Source organism: Mycobacterium sp., assembly GCF_044223235.1.
In the GTDB taxonomy this organism is placed as follows: domain Bacteria; phylum Actinomycetota; class Actinomycetes; order Mycobacteriales; family Mycobacteriaceae; genus Mycobacterium.
On sequence record NZ_JBGAME010000033.1, the window covers coordinates 1 to 20,545 of the forward strand.

Below are 20,545 nucleotides of genomic sequence, written 5' to 3' on the forward strand. Positions count from 1 at the left end.
ATGCCCAAAACCCTGCATGTGGATGCGCCCAGCCCGCATGTGGACTGGTCGGCCGGCGCGGTGTCACTGCTCACCGAAACCCGGGACTGGCCCACCCGACACGGACGCCCACGCCGCGCCGGGGTGTCCTCGTTCGGCATCAGCGGCACCAACGCCCACGTGATCCTCGAACAACCCCCAGCACCCACCGACGCGCCCACCCTCACCGATGGGCCCGCCGGTGACGGGTTGCCGGTGGTGCCGTGGGTGATCTCGGCGAAGTCGGTGCAGGCGCTGGCCGGGCAGGCGCGCCGGTTGGCGACGTGGGTGGCCGAACACCCCGATGTCGGGGTGGCGGATGTCGGGTGGTCGCTGTCGACTACTCGGTCGGCTTTCGAGCATCGGGCGGTGGTGCTCGGCGCCGATCGCGACGCGCTGACGAGCGGGCTGGCAGGAGTGGCCGGGGGTCGGCCCGGCCCCGGGGTCGTTATGGGTCGAACCCAGCTCGCAGGGAAGACGGTGTTGGTTTTCCCCGGCCAGGGTTCACAGTGGCTGGGAATGGGCGCGCAGCTCATGGACGACTGCCCGGTGTTCGCCGAGGCGTTCGACATGGTGGCCCGCGAGCTGGATCGGCACCTGCGGTTGCCGTTGCGGGAGGTGTTGTGGGGCAGCGACGAGGGTCTGCTCGAAAGCACCGAGTTCGCGCAGCCCGCGTTGTTCGCCATCGAGGTGGCGTTGTCTACGGTGTTGCAGCACTGGGGTGTTCGCCCAGACTTCGTGATGGGCCATTCGGTGGGCGAGTTGTCGGCTGCGCATGTGGCCGGGGTGTTGACGCTGGCGGATGCGGCGTTGTTGGTGACTGCCCGGGGCCGGTTGATGCAGGCGTTGCCGGCGAGCGGAGCGATGGCGGCAGTAGCGGCCGGTGAACAAGACGTGGGGCCGCTGCTGATCGACGGGGTGGAGATCGCTGCGATCAACGGGCCGGAATCGGTGGTGCTCTCCGGGGAGGAGGCGGCGCTGAGCACCGTCACCGGCCGGTTGGCTCAGCAGGGTCGCCGGGTGCACCGGTTGACGGTGTCGCATGCGTTTCATTCCGCGTTGATGGAGCCGATGCTCGAGGAGTTCGGCCGTGTCGCCGCGGGTATTTCGGTCCGCGAGGCTCAGATGCCGGTGATCTCGAATGTGACGGGCGAGCCGGCCGGGCCCGATTACGGATCGCCCCGGTACTGGATGGACCATATCCGCCGACCGGTCCGTTTCGCGGACAGCGTGCGACTGGTGGAAGCATTGGGGGCCACCCGATTCATCGAAGCGGGTCCCAGTGCGGGTTTGACCGCCTCGATCGAGCATTCGTTGAGCTCGGCGGACTTCGTTGCCGCGCCGCTGCTGAGGAAGGACCGCCCCGAATCCGCATCGGCGCTGGCCGCGTTGGGGCAGATGTTCGTCGCCGGGCAGAGCGTGGATTGGCCGGCCGTGTTTGGGCCGGACTGTCGGCGGGTGGAATTGCCGACGTATGCGTTTGAGCGGCAGCGGTTTTGGTTGGATTTGGGTGGGGGTGAGCTGGCTGCGGCAGGGCAGGCCGGCATGGTGCATCCGATCTTGGGTGCGGGCGTGCCGATGGGTGACGGGCAGGGGTGGCTGTTCACGGGCCGATTGTCGGTCGGGACTCAGCCGTGGCTGACCGACCACGCTGTGTTGGGTGTGGTGTTGGTTCCGGGGGCGGCGCTGGTGGAGATGGCGCTGGCCGCGGGCGCACAGGCCGGTGTCGAGGGGCTCGCGGAGTTGCTGTTGGAGGCCCCGTTGGTGCTGTCCGACCGTGCGGTGGTGCAGGTGCAGCTGCTGCTCGGTGTCGCTGACGAGGACGGCCGCTGTCGGTTCGGTATCTACTCGCGCCCCGAATCCCGTGCCCCGAAAAGCAATGGTGCACCAACCGAATGGGCTCGCCACTGCAGTGGCGTACTGGGCGCTGATCTGGCCGGCGGTCTCGGCGGTGAGTGTTATTCGGAGTTGGTGTCGGGGGCGTGGCCGCCGGCGGAAGCGTCGGTGGTGGAGATCGACGGGCTCTACGACCGACTGGCAGGGGTGGGTTTTCAGTACGGTCCGGCGTTTCAGAGCCTGCGGGGGGTATGGCGCCGGGGCGAGGACGTCTTCGCCGAAGTCGCACTGGACACGGATCAACTCGGCGAGGCGATGCGTTTCGCGATCCATCCGGCGCTGTTGGATGCGGCGTTGCACGCGGTGTTGGTCGATGTGGTCGGTGCGGCGCCGGCCGACGGTCGGCTGCCGTTGCCGTTCGCCTGGAACGGGGTGGCGCTGGGCGCCTCGGGTGCCGCCTCGCTGCGGGTACGGCTACGGGTCGCCGATGGTGCGGGGATCCAGCTGTATGCCGTCGATGAGAGCGCTACCCCGGTCCTCCGGGTCGATGGGTTGACCACCCGACTTGTCGACGTTGCCCAGTTCGGTGTCTCGGCACGCTCCCGGTGGCTTTACCACGTCCAGTGGGTGCCCATCACCGCACCCGCTCCCGATCCCGACACCGTGGCCTGGATCGGTACGGGGGTAGCGGACCACGGTGAAACGGCCGGGGCGCCCTCGTATTACCCCGATCTGGCTGCTTTGGTCGCCGCCGTCGATGGAGGAGTGCCCGTTCCCGAGGTGGTGTGTGTGGCGGCTCCCGTGCCGGTCGGCGGCGATCCGCTGTCTGCTGCGCGCGCTGGGATATATGAGACGTTGGGGTTGTTACAGGCCTGGCTGGCATCAGAGGTCTTGGCTGGGAGTCGGTTGGTGTTGGTGGCGCGGGGGATCCTGGCGGCGCGTGAGGGTGATGACGTTGACCTGGGCGCGGCGCCGATTGTCGGGTTGGTGCGCAGTGCCGCCTCCGAACACCCTGGCCGGTTTCTCCTCGTCGATCGCGACGACACCCCGGCTTCAGGCGAAATGTTGCTTACTGCTGTGACTTTGGGTGATGAGCCGCAGGTGGCCCTGCGCGAGGGAGTCCTTCTCGGGCCCCGGCTGGCCCGGGTCCCGACCCCATCCCACCCGTTCGAGCGGGGCGGGCTGGTGGTCGATCCTGAAGCCACGGTGTTGATCACGGGTGGCACCGGGGGCCTGGGTATGGTGGTCGCCCGTCATCTGGCTGTCGAGCACAAGTGCACCCAGTTGCTGTTGGTCAGTCGTCGCGGCGATCGAGCCGAGGGCGCCGAGCAGCTACGCGCCGAGTTGGCCCAGCGCGGGTGTACGGTGCGTTTTGCGGCCTGCGATGTTGCTGACCGCGCGCAGCTGAGCACGGTGTTGGACGCTCTTCCCGAGGACCATCCGTTGGGTGTGGTGATCCACACGGCGGGGGTTCTCAGCGATGGGGTGCTGGAATCCCTTGACCACGATCGAATCGAACAGGTGTTGCGGCCCAAGATCGACGCTGCCTGGCATCTGCATGAACTCACCGCCGAGATGGATCTGTCGGCATTCGTGTTGTTCTCCTCAGCCGCCGGAGTGCTGGGCAGCCCGGGGCAGGCCAACTACGCCGCGGCCAACGTCTTCCTCGACGCGCTGGCACAACACCGGAGTCGGCGGGGACTGTCTGCGATCTCGTTGGCGTGGGGACTGTGGGGTGAGGTCGGCGGGATGGCCGACGCTCTAGAACACGTCGACCGCGCGCGGATAGCACGGATGGGTTTTGCCCCGCTGTCCGCAGCGGCGGGCCTGGACCTGTTCGACCTGGCCACCACCCGATCCGAACCGGTCCTCGTACCCGCCGGGCTCGATATCGCTGCGCTGCGCGCGCAGGTACGCGCGGGAGTGCTACCCGCGCCGTTGCGCAGACTGGTATCCATACCCGCCGGGCGACCCAGCCGGGGCGGCTCGATGCAGCGGCGGTTGGCCACGCTGGCCGAATCCGAGTGGGATACCGTGCTTCTCGCGGAAGTGCGCAGTCATGTCGCGGCCGTACTGAGCCTGCCTTCCGGTGACGCCGTGCACCCCGATCGTGCGTTCACCGAGATCGGACTGGATTCCCTGAGTGCACTGGAACTACGCAACCGACTGATCCAAAGCACCGGGATACAACTACCGGCCACCCTGATCTTCGACCACTCCGACCCCACCGCCCTCGCCGAGTACCTCTGCGGTCAACTCAAGGTGAAAGCGTCCACCGCCACATCCTTCCCGCTGGGCCCGGCACGGCTCGACGAGCCCGTCGTGGGGACGCCAGAACACGGCGGCAGTCTCGAAACCATCACCGAAGAAGGGTATTTCGAGCCGGCAAGCCGCGTGGTGGTCGCCGACCCCGACCGGCGCAACGACCCGTTTCCCATCAGTGATCTGCAACGCGCGTACCTGTTCGGCCGCGACCCCGAGATTCCGCTGGGCGGGATCGGCAGCCACACCTACTCCGAGTTCGACCTGCCGCCCGTCGACCCCGACCGGTTCATCGAGTGCTGGCGTGACGTCGTGCGCGCCGAGGACATCCTGCGCCTGGTGATTCTCGACGCGCAGCACCAGCGGATTCTCCCGATGCCCGACGACTGCCCGATCGCGATCGCCGACCTGCGCCACGAGACGAGCGACGCCGCAGACGCGATTCGCGCATCCTGGCGGTCGGAAATGACTGGGCGCGTCCACGATCCGGCCAGCTGGCCGCTGTGGGATCTGCGACTGGCCCTCCTGCCCGATGGTGCCCGGCTGCACGCGGAGTTCGACCTCATCGGCACCGACGCGGCGGCGGTCTACGGCGTGCTCACCGAGTTCAGCCGGCGCTACGCCGGCGGGCCGCCGCCGGCGACCCGGCTGAGCTTTCGCGACATCCAGCTCGCAGCCGCGGGCGCGACCGATGCGCACAGGGCCGCGGCGGCCTGGTGGGCCACCCGCATCCCGGAACTGCCGCCCGCCCCGGATCTGCCGCTGCAGGCGCCCCTGTCGGAGTTGACGCCGCCCATGTTCGTGCGGCACCGGTCCCAGATCAGCGCAGAGCTCGCGGCGCGGCTGGCTGCCGTGGCGGCCGAGCATCGGCTGAGCCTGGCGGCGACGCTCAACGCCGCGTTCTCGGAGACGATCGCCCGGCACAGTACGAACCAGCGATTCCTGCTGAACCTCCCCGTGTTGCTTCCCGCCGTCCGCCCCGCGGACGGCCAAGTGCCGCACGGCAACTACACGTCGAACATTCTGGTCCCGGCCGATGCGAGCGAAGGCACCTTCGCGAGTCGTGCGGCACAGCTGGCCAGAGAGGTCATGGTTGCGCTGGCCCACATCGACCACAGCGGTGCGCGGGTGCTGCGTGACCTCGGCCGGCTGCACGGAAATTCACTGGATCCCGGCGCACCCGTGGTGCTGACCAACCTGCTCCAGCACCGCTTCGCGTCCGAAGCAAAGTCATTCCCCGGTGCGCTGAGTTTCGGGCTGAGCCGGACGCCGCAGGTACTGCTGGATCATCAGGTCGCCCCGATGCCGGATGGCAGCGTCGCGTTTCACTGGGATGCGGTGGAAGGCGCGTTCCCCGACGGATTCGGCGCCGCGTTGTGCGACGCGCACCTCGCGCTGGTGCACCAGCTGGCCGACGGTGAAGTCTGGCTCGACCCCGTCCCGAACACGGACCGCATCCCCCTCGGTGTAATGCCCACGTTGCCTGCGGGTTCCGGTCCCGCCGCCACCGTACGAACGTCGCTGGGCGCGCAGGAGTGGCTCGCCGTCCGTGCCGCCGCGGAGCACCGCGGCGTCGATGCCGCGGCGTGCCTGGCGATCGCCGCCGGATACACCGTCGCTCGCTGGAGCGACACACCACAGTTTGCTCTTGCCATCAGCCTGTCCGGCTCCGGCACGTCGCACTCGCGCCCGACGGCTCGCGCGCGCTCGCCGTGGCGTCTCGTCGCTGCAGACCGACGGGTGCCGTCGATCGCGGAGTGGATCGGCCGATGGCAGGCAACGGCCGCGCAGCGGGGCTACGACGCCCAGGAGGTGCAGTTCGTGCTGCGCCGTGACCATGTCCCGGCCTGCGGAGCCGGTGTCGCGCTGCCCGTCGCGATCGCGGTCGGGAAACTGGGGCCGGAGGCCGGCGCGTTGGCCGCGGTGGATTGGGCCGAGCTGTCCTGTTCGGTCGAGTATGACGACACCCGCGGGGTGTCGACGATCTGGCACGACCGGGACGGGCGATGCGCCGACGGCGTGCTCGCCGGCCTCGCCGAAGCCCACCTGGAGGCATTGCGCGGGCTCGCATACGACGAGGCGTGGGATCAGCCCAGCGACGTCGTGCCGGCGGCGCAGCTGCAGCGGCGGCGAACGGCCAACGCGACGACCCAGGTGATCGAGCCGGCGCTGCTGCATCAGCCGTTCGTGAACCACGCTCGTACCGCCCCGAATGCGGTGGCGGTGACCACGTCGGCCAGGCGGTGGACGTACGCCGAGCTCGATGAACGGACCGACCGGCTCGCGGCAGCGCTGCGTGGGCACGGCGCGGCACCCGGTGAACTCGTCGCGATCATGGTGCAGGACAACGATCGTCAGGTCGAAGCGGCGATCGCGGTGAGCAAGGCCGGCGCCGCGTACGTGCCGATCGACCCGGATTGGCCGGCGTTGCGCCGGCTCGACGTCGTGAGGCGCAGCGGGGCCACTTGCGTCGTGGTGCAGTCCGGCGCCGGAACGCGCCCGCCGGACGGGATCGCCTGCGTCGACATCGACACGGCGGTGTACCCGGCGGTAGACGATGCGCCGGCGAATCGTGACCGAGACGGCGCGCGGCCGTCCGATCTCGCCTACGTGATCTTCACCTCGGGTTCCACCGGCGCGCCCAAGGGCGTGGCCGTCGAGCACGCCGCGGCCCACAACACGATCGCCGACATGATCGAGCGCTTCGACGTCCATGCCAGCGACCGGGTGTTGGCGATCTCGTCGTTCGCTTTCGACCTGTCGGTGTTCGACATCTTCGGAACGCTCGCCGCGGGCGGCACCGTGGTGCTGCCGGACCGGTCGGCCAACCCCGACCCCGCCCATTGGCATGCCGTGATGACGAACGAGCAAGTGACGCTGTGGAATTCGGTGCCAGCACTGATGGAGGTCTTGATCGCCCACCTCGAGCAGTCGAGTGAGCCGCCCGGTGTCCCGCTGCGGCAGTGCTGGTTGAGCGGTGACTGGATACCGCTGACGCTGCCCGACCGGATCCGTCACCTGTTCGGCGCCGTCGACGTCGTCAGTCTCGGCGGAGCGACCGAGGCGTCGATCTGGTCCATCTATCACCGCATCGGCGCAGTCGACCGCAAGTGGCGGTCGATTCCGTATGGACGCCCACTGGCCAACCAGCGTTGGCATGTGCTCGACAAGGACGGCCGGGCACAACCCGATCACGTTCCCGGAGACCTGTACATCGCCGGCGCCGGCCTGGCCCGTGGCTACTGGGCGGATCCGGACCGCAGCGCGACCAGCTTCGCCGTCCACCCTGGGCTGGGGGAGCGGCTCTACCGCACCGGTGACCGCGGCCGCTATCGCGGTGACGGGACCATCGAGTTCCTCGGTCGCAGCGACACCCAGGTCAAGATCCGCGGCCACCGGATAGAACTCGGTGAGATCGAGGCCGTGCTCGAACGGCATGGCGCGGTGCGACAGTGCGTCGCAGCAGTCCGCCCGTCACCGACGGGCAGTGTGCGGCTGGTCGCATGGACGGTCCTGTCCGGGCCCGAATCCGGGGAGCCTGTTTCCACCGATGTCCTGGTGGACTACCTGCGGGCGCGGCTGCCCGGCTACATGGTGCCGACCGTGCAGATCGTGCCCGAGCTGCCACTCACCGCCAACGGCAAGATCGACCGCGACAAGCTGCCCGACCCTGTCGTGGCGACCGGTTCGGCGACCGTCGCCGCAGAATCGTCTGGGGCGTCCGTGTCGTCCGCGTCGCTGGTCGCGGAACTGTCCCAGCTCATCGCCGAGACGATGCAGTGCGACCCTCCGCCACCCGACGCCGACCTGACCGATCTCGGCGTGAGTTCGGTCGACGTCGTCGGCGTGGTGGGGCAGATCGAGTCCCGCTTCGGGATGCGACCGTCGTATCAGGAATTCTTCCGCGAACCCACCGTGGCGGCTCTCGCCCGAATGATCCAGGCCAGGTCGACGGCCCAGGTCGCTGCCCCCGTGTCGGTGCCTGTATCGGTGTCTGGGGATATCGCGCTGCCGACCGTCATCGATCCGGACGAACGCGAGGCGTTCAAGCGAGCGGAGCACGGTATCCGCGATACCGCACAGGGACGGCAGTCGATCGCGTTGTTGCGGACATTGCCTCAAGAGGGTCCCGCAGCAAATCCCGCGGCAGCCTTCGCCGCGCGCCGCGCCACCCGGCGCTTCGCCGCACACCCTGTCCCGCTCGCCACGATCGGCGCGTGGCTGGCCCATCTGGCGAGCAGCCGCCCCGTCGGCGAACGTAAGCACGCCTTCGGTTCGGCGGGCGGTCTGTACCCGGTTCAGACCTACGTCCACCTCAAGCCCGGCGCCGTCGACGGGTGCGCGGCGGGCATCTACTACCACCATCCGCGCCTGCACACCCTGGTTCCGGTCGCGATCGGCGCCGAGATCGGCGCCCACGTGTATGACCCGTTCGTCAACCAGCCGGTCTACGCGTCGGCGACGTTCGCGGTGTTCTTCGTCGACGCACCGCAGGCCTGTGAGCCGGTCTATGGCTCACTCGCACAACGGTTCTGCGTGCTCGAGGCCGGGGCGATGGGGCACATCCTCGAGGTCGCCGCGCCGCGGTACGGACTGCGGACGTGCCCGATCGGGTGGCTGGACTTCGAGGCGATCGCCGGCTCGTTCGACCTGCAGCCGGGTCAGCGACTGCTGCACTCGCTCGTCGGTGGCCCCGTCGATGTGGAGTCTGACACCGAGTCGGACAGCGTGCCTGTCGGCGTGCCGCCGTCCGAATCGGGCTGGGAGGAGGGGGAATTGTGAGCGCGGCGGAACTGGCAGGGCGCCTGCGTGCCAAGGGCGTCGAGCTATGGGTGGACGGGACACGACTGCGCTACCGAGCGCGCAGCGGGGCGCTCGACCCGTCGGACGTCGAGCAACTCGCACACTACAAACCCGAGCTCATCGCCCTCCTCACCGCATCACCACAGGCATCCGCCGAGCCCGAGGACCGCACGCTTCCGATCACGGGGGCTGAGTTCGGGCGAGTGGTCCGGCGCACCGCGCAGGCGAGTCTCGATCCTTACCTGCGCCACGTCGCACCGTTTCGGGGTTTCGTGCTGAACCGGCTCGGGATCGACAAAACGTTCGTTCGCGGTGGGGGCTGCTACCTCTACGACGAACAGGGTCGCCGGTATGCCGACTTCATCGCCCAGTACGGAGCCGTGCCATTCGGTCATGACCCGGCGCCGATATGGGCGGCGGTCGACGCGACTCGCGCCGGTGGTGAACCCAATCTCGCTGCGATGTCGGTACTTCCCGCCGCTGGGGAACTCGCCGAAGCATTGCTCGCCATCGTCCCCAGGGGTCTCGAACACGTCATCCTCGCCAACAGCGGCGCGGAGGCCGTCGAGGTCGCGCTCAAGCTGGCACGGTCGAGCACGCGTCGCCGGGGCATCCTGTCCACGCGCGACGCCTTCCACGGGCTGACGCTCGGCGGGCTGTCCGCGACCGGGCGACCGTTCTACCGGAAGGATTTCGGGGCGCCGGTGCCGGGATTCGACTTCGTTCCGTTCGGAGATCTGCGCGCGCTGGAGCAGGTGCTGACAGGCAGTCCCGACTTCTACGCGGCGTTGGTGGTCGAGCCGATTCAGGGCGAAGGCGGTATCCACGTCGCCCCGCCGGGTTATCTCGCGCAGGCCCACGCCCTGTGCCGCAGCCACGGCGTCCTGCTCATCGTCGACGAGGTGCAGACCGGGCTCGGCCGCACCGGCGACATGTTCGCCTGCGAATACGAGGACGTCCATCCCGACGTCCTCGTCGTGGCGAAGGCTCTCGGCGGCGGCATCATGCCCATCGGCGCTTGTGTGTCGACCGCTGCGGCATACCCCGACGTATTCGACCTGCGGCACAGCTCGACCTTCGCAGGCAACGCGCTCGCGTGCCGGGTCGGCCTCGCCGCAGTCGACATGCTGACCGGAGACGGCGGACGCCTCATCGGGGACGTGAAGCGGCGCGGCGCACGACTGTTCGCCGGATTGGCAAGTCTGCAGGGCGAATTCGGCGATGTCATCGCCGACGTCCGGGGCCGCGGTCTCATGCTCGGCGTCGAACTGGACCTGGACGGGTTGGTCCGCAGGCAGTGCGGGTTGCTGGCCTGTCTGCACGAGGCGGGGATGCTGCTGCAGCTGGTGACGAGCTACCTGCTCAACGTCGAGCAGATCAGGATTGCGGGGGCGGTCGGGGGGGAATGCGTGCTGCGTGTCCAACCACCCCTGGTGGTCGACGACGCCATGTGCGACGACCTGGTCGCCGCGTTGCGACGGCTGTGCACCATCCTGCGGGTAGGCGACGCCTACCACCTGCTGGGGCATCTCGTCGGGGCGTCGGAGTCCGGTGCGACGGCACTGGTCGATGCCCCCCGCCGCCGTCCACACCCAGGTCGGACGGCTCGATTCGCGTTCGTGGTGCACCTGCTGGTCCGCGCCGACATCCGCTATGCGGACGACAGCCTCGGCGCGTTCACCGACGAGGAGCTCGATGATCTCGTGGGCCGCGTGGCGGAGTTCGGCGAGCCAATCCCGGTGGGGCAGCTCGTTGTCGGCGGCGACGGCGCGGCGGCTTTCGGCGAGCTGATCATGGTCCCGGTGACCGCGGCGGAACTGCTCGCCATGACCGGCCGGGACGCCGTCGACCTGGTGCAGCGCTCAGTCGATCTGGCGGCTCGCCGGGGCGCGAAGGTGGTCGGTCTGGGGGGCTTCACCTCGATCGTCGCCGACGGCGGGCTGGCGGTTCGGGCCCCCGAAGGTGTCGCCGTGACCAGCGGCAACAGCCTGACCGCGTGGGCGGCGGTGGCCGCCGTGGAGCAGTTCTGCCGTGACAACGATCGCGACCTGCGGTCGTCGCGGGTGGCGATCGTCGGTGCCACAGGCGCCATCGGCCACGCGCTGAGCCTGGCGTGCGTGGAGCGGGTAGGTGACGTGACGTTGCTGGGGCGACCGAATGCGACGGCGTCCGCAGTCGCACGGCTGGCGTCGGTCGCGCAGGACTGCGCCCGACATGTCGCCGACCGGGCGGCCGCCGGCGTCGCCTACCCCGTTGGCACGCTGGCCGCCCGCATGCTGGCCGCCGATTCCCCGGCACAGCTCATCACCACGGCGGCATACCAGGCAGAGGAAGTGCGCCGCGCCTCGATCGTCCTCACCGCGACCAACACTCCCGACGTCATCGTGACCGCCGACCATCTGGAAACCGACGCACTCGTCGTGGATGTGTCCAGGCCCTACAACGTTGACCCCGCTGTCACGTCGGGCCGGCCCGACGTCACGGTGATTCGTGGCGGGGTACTGCGTGCGCCCGGCGACGCAGTGCTCGGCGCCCTCGCCGGCGACGCCGATGGGGAGACGGTCGTCGCCTGTGCGAGTGAGACGATCGTGCTGGCGTTGTCGGGGATGCGCAGCCCACATCTGTGCGGCCGTCTCGATCCCGCGACTGTCAACGCTCTCGGTCACGCGGCGCTGGAATACGGATTCGCCGTCAGCACAGCACCGGAGGGAGCTATGGCCCCATGACGCCACCACTGGGCGGAGCCGTGATCGGCGACATCGCGGTCGCGCTCCCGGAGCGCGCGGTGCCGAACGCGGAACTGCTGGCCGACCTGCCGCCGGCGACGGCCGCCCTGTTGGCCCGGCGCACCGGCGTCGGACAGCGGCATATCGTGGCGGCCGGCCAGACCGCGCTCGACCTCGGTGAACAGGCCTGCCGCGCCCTGTTCGGCGCGCACCCTGAACTGGCCGACCGCATCGACATTCTGGTGTTCTGCACCCAGACGCCGGATCATCCGCTGCCGCCGAATTCGTGCGTGCTGCACGGACGACTGTCGCTTCCCGGCCGGGTGATGGCCTTCGACGTTCCGCATGCGTGCTCGGCCTTCGTATACGCGCTGCGCGTCGTCGATGCGCTGATGCGCGCCGGCGCAGGCACCGACGCGCTCATCGTCACCGCGGACGCGTACTCCACCCTCATCAATCCGCGGGACCGGGCCACCAGCGTCTTGTTCGGGGATGCCGGTGCTGCCACGTGGCTGACCCGGAGCTGCGACGCGACCCGGGGTACCGGCGCATTCGACTGCGGCACCGACGGCGGCGGGGTCGCCTCGTTCATCGTGCCCGCGGGCGGCGCGCGGTTACCCGTCACCGACGAGATCCGTTCACGCGAAACGACCGACGCCAGCGGCAACGTTCGCTCCGACGCCCAGATCGTGATGGACGGACAGGAGATCCTGACCTTCGCCGGAGTCCGCGTCCCCGAATCGATCAACGCCGTCCTCGCCCGCGCCGGCCTTGCGCTGCCCGACGTCGGGTGGTTTGTCTTCCACCAGGCCAGCGCGATGGTCCTCGATCTCCTCACGTCCTGCCTCGGCCTGGACCCCGCCCGCGTCGTCCGTAGCCTCGCCGACACCGGGAACACCGTCTCGGCGTCGATCCCGATCGCGTTGCGGTCGGCGCTGGACGACGAGCGGATCCGCCCGGGCGACATCGTCCTGCTGTGTGGTTTCGGTGCCGGACTGTCGTGGGGATCGGCGGTGTTTCGCTGGTGACCGGAATGAACGGCATCGTCGTCGGCGACCTGATCGGAGACGGCTCCGAGGTCGCAGAACTTTCCGCGCGTGTCTGGAGCGACGCCTACCGGGGGTCGATGTGGTATCCGGTGTGGGACAAGGGCTTTTGCCGCTGGCAGCTACCGCCGCAGGACGCGAATCTGCATGCCGCCGGATATGCCGGTGACCGGCTGGTCGGTTCCTTCTGCAGCGTGCCGGCCTGGCTGCGCGCGCAGGGACGGACCTGGCCCATCGGACTGGCCGGGTGGTGCTCGGTGGCGCCCGAGGCCCGTGCCGAGGGCCTGACCCTGCGGCTCGTCGAGGAACTCGACCGGCGGCACGAAGCCGCCGGGCTGGCGATGTCGCTGGCCATCGTCATCGGTGACGAGGAGGCCATCGCCAACCGGATGTGGACCAGCTACGCGCGGGCCAACCCTGGCACCCTGCAGTTCCTGTTCCGCTTCGGCTACTGGGCGAAGGTGCTCGATCCGTCCGCTGTGGCCCAGGGCGGGCTGGAGCAGTACGAGCGGCTCGGCGCCAGCGCGTTCGGACCGCTGCTTGCGGCGTCCGTGGGGAGCGCATCGGCGTGGCGTCCCTTCGTGCCTGAGGATCTGCCCCGCTGCGCCCAGCTGCTCGAGGCGACAACGAGCAGCTTCGATTGGTCGCTGACCTGGCCCTTGGAGCGGCTGGCGCGTCAGCTTCAGGGGGAGGCGGTGCAGACCTTCGTGCTCGGCGGCGGCGGGCGCGTGGACGCCTTCGCCTCCCTGGCGCGGATCGGCTTCATGGGCCGGTCCCTCATCGACGCCCGGGTGCTCGACCTGTGGTGCGCTCCCGGACTCGGGCCGGTCGCGGCGGCGGGTGCGCTGGGCGGACTGTGCCGGCAGCTGCGGGCCGAGGGCGTCCCCCTGCTGATGGCCCAACGCAGCTCGATGACCCCGGCGCGGACGTTCCTGGCTGCCGGCTTCCTGCCGTTGCCCGGTAAGGATTGGGTGGTGGCGCTCTTCCCGCGTGACGCCCCTCGGCTCGATCCGCCTCGCACCTGGAGCTTGCTGTTCCGCTGACCCGGAGCTGGAATCGCACTTCTATTGGGACGGTGACGTTTTCACCTGCGTCACGTCGCCCAGGCGTCGGAACCCATCGCTTTGATAGAGCTGGACGCAGGTTGCTCGCCTGACTTTGCCGCTTGTGGTGATCGGAATCGAGCCCGGGGCCACCAGCACGACGTCCTCGGCCCGCAGGCCGTGCGAATTCGATACGGCCGAGGCGACTTTGTCCTTGATGGTGCGCAGCTTCTCGGCCGCTTCTCCCTCGGATTCGCCTCGCTTCTTGAACTCGACGATCACAACCAGCTTTTCCGTCGATTCACCCATCACAGCGATGGCCGCGGCTCGGCTTCCTGATATCTCCTGGACGGTTGCCTCGATGTCGTCGGGATAGTGGTTACGGCCGCGCACGATCAAGATGTCCTTGAGGCGGCCAACGACGAACAGCTCGCCTTCGGAGACGAAACCGAGGTCTCCGGTTCGCAGCCAACGATCTTCGGGTGTGCCTGGCGACGGGGTGGCTATGGTTGCCCCGAAGGTCTGCTCCGTCTCGACTGGTCTGCGCCAATAGCCTGAACTGACGTTGTCGCCGCGCACCCAGATCTCACCGACTGTTCCCGCCGGATTCTCAGTCGCCGTCCCGGGATCGACGATCCGTACGACAGGACTTTGCGCCGTACCGTAACCCACCAAAGGCGTACCGGAATCGGTTCGCAGCGCGCGGCCGGCCGACAGTTCGTCGCGGTCGAAGTGGACGAAATCGTCCGGTCGGCCCGAACCGCCGGCCGCCACGAACAATGTCGCCTCCGCAAGCCCATATGCGGGCCGTATCACCGACTCGGGGAAATTGAAGCGTGCGAACCGCCGTGTGAAGCGGCCGATCGTGGTCGGGCTGACCCGCTCTGCCCCGCTCATGATGTACGCCACGTCCCCGAGGTCCAACCCGGCCATATCGGCGTCAAAAGTTCGTGCCGCCGTCAGTTCGAAAGCGAAATTCGGCCCAGCCGAGAAAACCTGCGGATTGCGTGCCAGCAATTGCATCCATCGGGCTGGGCGCTGGAGAAACGACACCGGATCCATGATCACAGTCGGCCATCCACCCAAAATTCCGGCGAAGAAACCCATCATCAATCCCATGTCGTGATAAAACGGCAGCCACGACACAGTCGATGCCGGCATCCGATTATCGGGAGCAATGCCGGAGAGGATCTGTTCCCAATTGGTCGACAGATTGCTATTCGAGACCATGACCCCGGTCGGCGCGCGGGTCGAGCCGGATGTGTACTGCAGATACGCGATGTCCGCCGGGCCGGGTCGCCGGGCGCCGGACCCGTTGGTGGAGGGGGCCGGGCCGAGCGAATCGACTTCCACGATCGACGGCGCTGGATTGCCTTCGGACGGTTGAGCATAGGGCAAGATGTTCTCGACGACAGCGGATGTCGTGAGAATTGCCGACGGCGACGCATCCCGCAGCACCGCCGTGACTCGCTCATCGTGAATACCAACCCAGGGGACGGAAAGTGGAACCGCGGTGAAGCCCGCATCCAGTGCTCCCAGGAAGGCAACGATGTAGTCGAGACCCTGCGGCGCCAATATCACCGCCCGGTCGCCCGTCGCACCGCGGCTTTCGAGGTGCGTTGCCAGGTCCAGCGAGCGTCGATATAACTGTGCCCACGTCAGGCTTTCGGAAACACCTTCCCAATCTTTTTCGTAATCGATGAAGGTAAACGCCGTATGATTGGGCTGCACATTCGCACGCTCGCGCAGGGCGACGAGAATTGAAGACTCAACCATCGGCAAATTCCTCTCCCAGCGGACGCCCGGACCAATATACCGAGTTCAGCCTCGATCCACCGACAAACCCCGGTTCGACAACCCCAGACGTCGACGCCGCCGGCATTGCCCTGTACACCTGGTGACGATCAGTGTGGGTTCGTCGATGACATCGTGGTCGAGGGTGATGACGTGCTGACCGCCGGCGGTGTCGACGGTCAGTGTCACTCTGGTTTCCAATCCCGTGACAGCGGCGTCGACGGGAACCAGGACGTGCACGAAATCGATGGTGTGCGAGGGGCTCAGGGTCAGATCGGGCACCGCGAGGTGCGGGTCGGCCGTGACGGTGAAATGCACACCGATGGCGTTGACGGCGGCCGCGCTGAAGTCCAGCCCGGCTGCCGCGCGACAATGCCCACGTCGCCTCCGACCTGGCGAAAATGGCTGAGAAGCAGCCTCTTTCGCCGATCCTGCTGATACGCGGAGACCTGGCGACGCCGACCGACCGCCGTGCTCACAGCCAATCCCCAGGTCGCCCGTCTGGTGAATCAAAGCCGGCCCGCTATATCGTTCGACACCCGCCGAGCGGACCGCCGACCTCGGCCCGGCGCGACCGCAGGGTCGTTTGGAGGGTGGTTCACCGTGACTCAGAGCGCCCAACCAGCCACGCAGGCCTCGAGGCCACACCTTTCCCGCCAGCTGGGGATGTGGGCCATCGTCGGCCTGGGTCTCGGCTACATGACCCCCATGACGGTGTTCGACACGTTCGGCATCGTCTCGGGTGAGACGAACGCGGTGGTGCCCCTCGGCTATCTCGTCGCACTGGTCGCGATGGTGTTCACCGCGATCAGCTACGGCCGGATGACGCGTGTCTACCCCTCGGCGGGATCGGCGTATACCTACGCGTCCGAGACGATTCATCCGAACTTCGGGTTCCTCGTCGGGTGGTCGTCGCTGCTCGACTATCTGCTGCTTCCGATGGTCAACGCGGTCATCGGCCGGATCTACTTCGAGTCGTATCTCCCGAACGTCCCGTCGTGGGTGTTCGTCGTGGTGTACGTCGCGGGGATCAGCGCGCTCAATTTCTTCAGCATGAAGGGAACGTCCACGATCAACGGGTTCCTCGTGGTGTTCCAGGTTGTGCTCATCGCTGCGTTCGTCGTCCAGGCGTGGCTCGCGCTGCGGAATGGCATGGGCGAGGGCACGGTCTTCACGATGAACCCGCTGTACCACGAGGGCGTTCACATGTCGGCCGTGGTGGCGGGCGCCACCGTGGTGTGCTTCTCGTTCATCGGGTTCGACGCGATCACGATGTACAGCGAGGAGGCCAAGTCGCCGGATGCCGTGCCGAAGGCGATCGTCCTCGCCCTGCTCATCGGCGGCGCGATCTTCTTCGTCGCGGCGTGGTTCAGCCAAGCCGTCTTCCCGACTCTCGATGGCTTCGAGGTCACCGACGACACGCTTCCCGAGATGGCGCTCAAGGTGGGCGGTGAGTTGTTCAAGGCGTTGTTCGTCTCGGCCGCCTTCGCCGCCATAGTTGCATCGAGCCTCTCGTCGCATGCCAGCGTGTCCAGGATGATCTACGTCATGGCCCGCAACGGCAAGGGGGGCTTCGCCCGGTTCCTGTCCTTCATCCACCCGAGGTTCCTGACACCGACACACGCCGTCCTCATCGTCGGCGCCGTGTCGCTGCTGGCCGTCCAGTTCACGCTCGAACAAATCTCGGCGTTGATCAACTTCGGCGCCCTCATCGCGTTCACCGTCGTGAACCTGACCGTCATCGTCTTCTACGCGTACCGCAATAATCAGCGGCGCACCCCCAGAGAGATCTTCAGAAACATCGTGCTGCCGTTTGTCGGAATGTGCCTCACCGGTGTGCTGTGGGCGAACCTCCACTTCGATGCCCTCCTGTATGGAACCATCTGGCTCGCGATCGGCATCATCGTGCTCGGCTACGTCACCGGTGGTTTCCGCAGGCCGCTCACAATGAAGATCGAGGAGGAGACGCTCGCCGAAGAGGGCACACCCGTCCCGCACGTCAAACACGGCGGGGTGTGATTGCTCTGGTAATCCCGTGAGCCTTCCCTAGCCTTCCTGAGCGTTCCCTCGCCGTCCTGAGCCTTCCCTCCGGCTGTCGGCCGGCGGGCACCAGCCCGCAACGCCGTCGCCAGTGTTGTTGTCGCCGTTGAAAACCCCGTCATGGACAAGAACAGCGGGGTCATGCCAAACGCCCACGCCGCGGTTCGCGGCGGCGAGACGGCTCACGACAGGACCACTCTCTGACGTTTTCGAGAGCGCGGGGTGGGTATCCCTCGTCGGAGAGCAGGAGGTCTGAGAAATGCCAGTTTGGGGATGGGTGCTGATCGCGGCGATCGTGGTGATCGCATTGGTGGTGGTGGCGACGGTCTTCGGCCGCTCGGCGCTGCAGCGCAGGAAGACACAGCGATTGAAGGACCACTTTGGTCCCGAGTACGAGCGCACGGTGCGCGAGGCCGGTGAGCAACAAGCCGCGGAAGCCGAGCTCACCGCACGCGAGCGCGACCGAAAGAAGCTCGACATCGTCCCGTTGTCGGCGCGGGCCGGACAGATGTACGCCGAGAGGTGGCGGATGGTTCAGGCGGCTTTCGTCGATAACCCGCCGAGCGCGGTGGGGGAGGCCGAAAGGTTGGTCACCGAGGTCATGCGTGAGCGCGGCTACCCGGTTGACGACTTCGATCAACGTGCCGCCGACATCTCGGTCGACCATCCCGATGTGGTCGAGAACTACCGCGGCGCACATGGCATTTACCTTGCGCAGCAGGAGCGTGACATCGATACCGAGGAGCAGCGTCGCGCATTCGTCCACTACCGAGCATTGTTCGAAAAGATGATCCAGCCAGACCCTGACAAGAAGAAGAACACCTCAGAGGAGGCACGAGCATGACCACCCAGCATGAACGGCGTGAGGCTGTTGCGGCGACAGGTGACCCCGAGACGTGGACCGACCCCGAGACGAGGACCGACTCGCCAACGCCAGCCGGGACTGTTCCGTCGCAGACGAACGAAGGCCGGTTGCCGACGAACGAAGGCCTGACGCTGACGAACGAAACTCCCAGCGCAGCCGAGGCTTCGGACCGGGGAACGCCCGCTGTCGAACCGGTGGCGATCCCTGACACCCCTTCGGCGCGCGCAGAATCCGGCGCCTCACGATCCGCGACCGCCCCGGCAGCCGACGAATCGCTGTTCGCCGCTGGAGAGCTATCGGAATTCCGGTACCGCTGGGACGATGTCCAGTCCGCTTTCGTCGATGACCCGAGAACGTGTGTTGAGCGGGCGGACACGCTGGTGACCGAGGTTGTCGACCGGCTCAGCGCGGGGTTCTCGCAGACACGTTCCCAGCTGGAGGGGCAGTGGTCTCGGGGTGAGGAGGCATCGACTGAGGACCTCCGGCTGGCGCTGAAGCGCTATCGCGAGTTCTTTCAGCGGTTGCTCGCAGTCTGAGGCGAAGCAACCAGACTGGACCCGAAGGGGATCCGTGGTAACGGAGCGTCACGCCGTGAGCAACACCCAAGCCGCTATCACGGATCCCAATATTGCTGCGCCGTAACAGCACAGGGCGATCACACGGTCGAACCGGCCCAGTTGCAGCCCGTGCTCGATGGTGAATCGGAAGCGATGCGCCCAATGAAACAGGGCAAGCACGCAGACGCCCAGAAGCACAAGTTTGGTCAGCGGATTCCGCACGACCGTCAATAGGTGCGCGTGGTCCGGCGCATCGAGCATCCCCAGCGGAAAGGCCACTCCGAACAGGAGCGCCAGGATGGGCAGCACCACCGCTGCCGCCATGCCCCCGGCGCTGAACAGCAGCCAGACGAAGGGCTCAGCCGATCGGCGAGGCGACGATCTGGTCATGACACGACCACCCACGCGACGACGGCCGAGACGATGAGCCAGGCCGCGTAGTGCCCGGCAAGCACCACCAGGGGCCGAACGCGGCGCCCCCCAACGTGGAGCACAAGCGCACGCGGCGTCAGGTTGAGCCAGGTAACCGCGTGCAGCAGAAGGAAAACGAGTGCGATGACGTTCACCGAAAGGACGAGGGGATTGGCACTCCAGGCGAGGAATCGTGCGTAGGACTCCGGTCCGGAGCCGATCGCGTGCACCAGCAACAACAGGTACCCAGTAAACCAGGCGACGAAGACGCAGCTGATTTCACGGAGCATGAACAGCAGGTAAGACCGCCGCTTGGCCCACCAGTACCTGCTGACCGGCTGACGATACGTGCGGGTCGGCGGGGTCATCGTGCACCCCGGGGGAGTAGCAGATCCTTCACCGAACGTGTTGCCGCGGTCAACTTATAGCGCTGTATCGCGCCGGCGGGATCGACTCCCTTCGGGCAGGCCGTCGAGCATTCGCCGACGAAGGTACACGCCCACGCGCCGTCGGCCGCGGCAAGTACGTCCCTCCGCTCGGCAGCGCCTTCGTCGCGCGAGTCCAGGTTGTAACGCTGTCCGAGTGCGATCGCCGCCGGACCGAGGAAGTGCGGGTCCAGCGCGTACACCGGGCACGCCGAATAACACAGCATGCAGTTGATGCACATGCTGAACTGCTTGAACTCCTCCAATTCTGCTGGCGTTTGGAGATATTCACCATCCTCGATGGAACGCTCGTCCGCACGGATGATCCATGGTTTGACGGTCGGCAGCTTGGCCATGAAGTCGCTGATGTCGACGATGAGGTCACGGATCACCGGGAAGTTCCGCATCGGCTCTACTCGTACCGGCCCGGGCAGGTAGTCGGCGAGGAACGTCGCACACGCCAGTTTGGGATCGCCGTTGACCGTCATCCCGCAGCTTCCGCAGATGCCCATTCGGCAGGACCAACGGAAGCTCAGCGTTCCATCGAGTTGATCCTTGATGTAGTTCAGACCGTCCAGGACCGCCCATTCGCGGTTGACGGGGACTTCATATGACTCCAGCACAGGGACAATCTCGATCTCCGGCCGATACCTGGAAACCTCCATGACGATTCGGTCCGCCATCGCTATGTTTCTCCCGTCGCTTCGCTCGCCCTCATC

At 67.4% G+C, this 20,545-nt stretch carries 12 protein-coding genes; 7 read left to right on the forward strand and 5 right to left on the reverse strand.

Translation table 11 applies throughout. The features are described 5' to 3' along the window. The 4 genes from ADBZ6K_RS24310 to ADBZ6K_RS24325 form a co-directional block, all read left to right on the forward strand. On the forward strand, positions 1 to 8,898 hold an 8,898-nt coding region (locus ADBZ6K_RS24310; RefSeq protein WP_526351530.1), incomplete at its 5' end, for an amino acid adenylation domain-containing protein. Then, positions 8,895 to 11,645 (forward strand): aminotransferase class III-fold pyridoxal phosphate-dependent enzyme, encoded by a 2,751-nt coding sequence (locus ADBZ6K_RS24315; RefSeq protein WP_526351532.1) that lies wholly within the window; start codon positions 8,895 to 8,897, stop codon positions 11,643 to 11,645. The genes ADBZ6K_RS24310 and ADBZ6K_RS24315, both read left to right, overlap by 4 nt. Beyond that, positions 11,642 to 12,673 (forward strand): 3-oxoacyl-ACP synthase III family protein, encoded by a 1,032-nt coding sequence (locus ADBZ6K_RS24320; protein WP_526351534.1) that lies wholly within the window; start codon positions 11,642 to 11,644, stop codon positions 12,671 to 12,673. The genes ADBZ6K_RS24315 and ADBZ6K_RS24320 overlap by 4 nt, the downstream gene beginning before the upstream one ends. Continuing rightward, on the forward strand, positions 12,670 to 13,734 hold the full coding sequence (locus ADBZ6K_RS24325) for a hypothetical protein (RefSeq protein WP_526351536.1): 1,065 nt from the start codon (positions 12,670 to 12,672) through the stop codon (positions 13,732 to 13,734). The genes ADBZ6K_RS24320 and ADBZ6K_RS24325 overlap by 4 nt, the downstream gene beginning before the upstream one ends. 21 nt (positions 13,735 to 13,755) lie before the next feature. Here the strand turns inward: ADBZ6K_RS24325 and ADBZ6K_RS24330 are convergent, their stop codons facing one another. Together ADBZ6K_RS24330 and ADBZ6K_RS24335 are read right to left on the reverse strand one after the other, a co-directional pair. Further along, positions 13,756 to 15,510, reverse strand: a complete 1,755-nt coding sequence (locus ADBZ6K_RS24330) for a fatty-acid--AMP ligase (protein ID WP_526351538.1) — start codon at positions 15,508 to 15,510, stop codon at positions 13,756 to 13,758. Positions 15,511 to 15,555: 45 nt separating this feature from the next. Further along, positions 15,556 to 15,846, reverse strand: coding sequence for a hypothetical protein (locus tag ADBZ6K_RS24335; RefSeq protein ID WP_526351540.1), 291 nt, complete (start codon positions 15,844 to 15,846; stop codon positions 15,556 to 15,558). A 285-nt stretch (positions 15,847 to 16,131) separates the two neighbouring features. On the opposite strand from ADBZ6K_RS24335, the gene ADBZ6K_RS24340 reads away from it, so the two are divergent. From ADBZ6K_RS24340 to ADBZ6K_RS24350, 3 genes are all read left to right on the forward strand, one after another. Beyond that, on the forward strand, positions 16,132 to 17,547 hold the full coding sequence (locus tag ADBZ6K_RS24340) for an amino acid permease (RefSeq protein ID WP_526351542.1): 1,416 nt from the start codon (positions 16,132 to 16,134) through the stop codon (positions 17,545 to 17,547). Between the two features lie 280 nt (positions 17,548 to 17,827). Next, on the forward strand, positions 17,828 to 18,412 hold the full coding sequence (locus tag ADBZ6K_RS24345; protein ID WP_526351544.1) for a hypothetical protein: 585 nt from the start codon (positions 17,828 to 17,830) through the stop codon (positions 18,410 to 18,412). Beyond that, complete coding sequence (locus tag ADBZ6K_RS24350; protein WP_526351546.1) at positions 18,409 to 18,969, forward strand: hypothetical protein; 561 nt, start codon at positions 18,409 to 18,411, stop codon at positions 18,967 to 18,969. Before ADBZ6K_RS24345 ends, ADBZ6K_RS24350 begins: the two co-directional genes overlap by 4 nt. A 48-nt stretch (positions 18,970 to 19,017) precedes the next feature. Here the strand turns inward: ADBZ6K_RS24350 and frdD are convergent, their stop codons facing one another. Genes frdD through ADBZ6K_RS24365 form a run of 3 tightly spaced genes read right to left on the reverse strand, consistent with a single transcriptional unit; the run spans position 19,018 to position 20,509 of the window. Next, positions 19,018 to 19,380, reverse strand: a complete 363-nt coding sequence (gene frdD, locus ADBZ6K_RS24355) for a fumarate reductase subunit FrdD (protein ID WP_526351548.1) — start codon at positions 19,378 to 19,380, stop codon at positions 19,018 to 19,020. Next, a complete protein-coding gene (locus tag ADBZ6K_RS24360) occupies positions 19,377 to 19,769 on the reverse strand; it encodes a fumarate reductase subunit C (protein ID WP_526351550.1) in 393 nt (130 codons plus the stop codon). Before ADBZ6K_RS24360 ends, frdD begins: the two co-directional genes overlap by 4 nt. After that, the gene (locus tag ADBZ6K_RS24365) at positions 19,766 to 20,509 is read right to left on the reverse strand and encodes a succinate dehydrogenase/fumarate reductase iron-sulfur subunit (RefSeq protein WP_526351552.1); all 744 of its coding nucleotides are present in this window, start codon (positions 20,507 to 20,509) and stop codon (positions 19,766 to 19,768) included. The genes ADBZ6K_RS24360 and ADBZ6K_RS24365 overlap by 4 nt, the downstream gene beginning before the upstream one ends. Between the last annotated feature and the right edge of the window lie 36 nt (positions 20,510 to 20,545).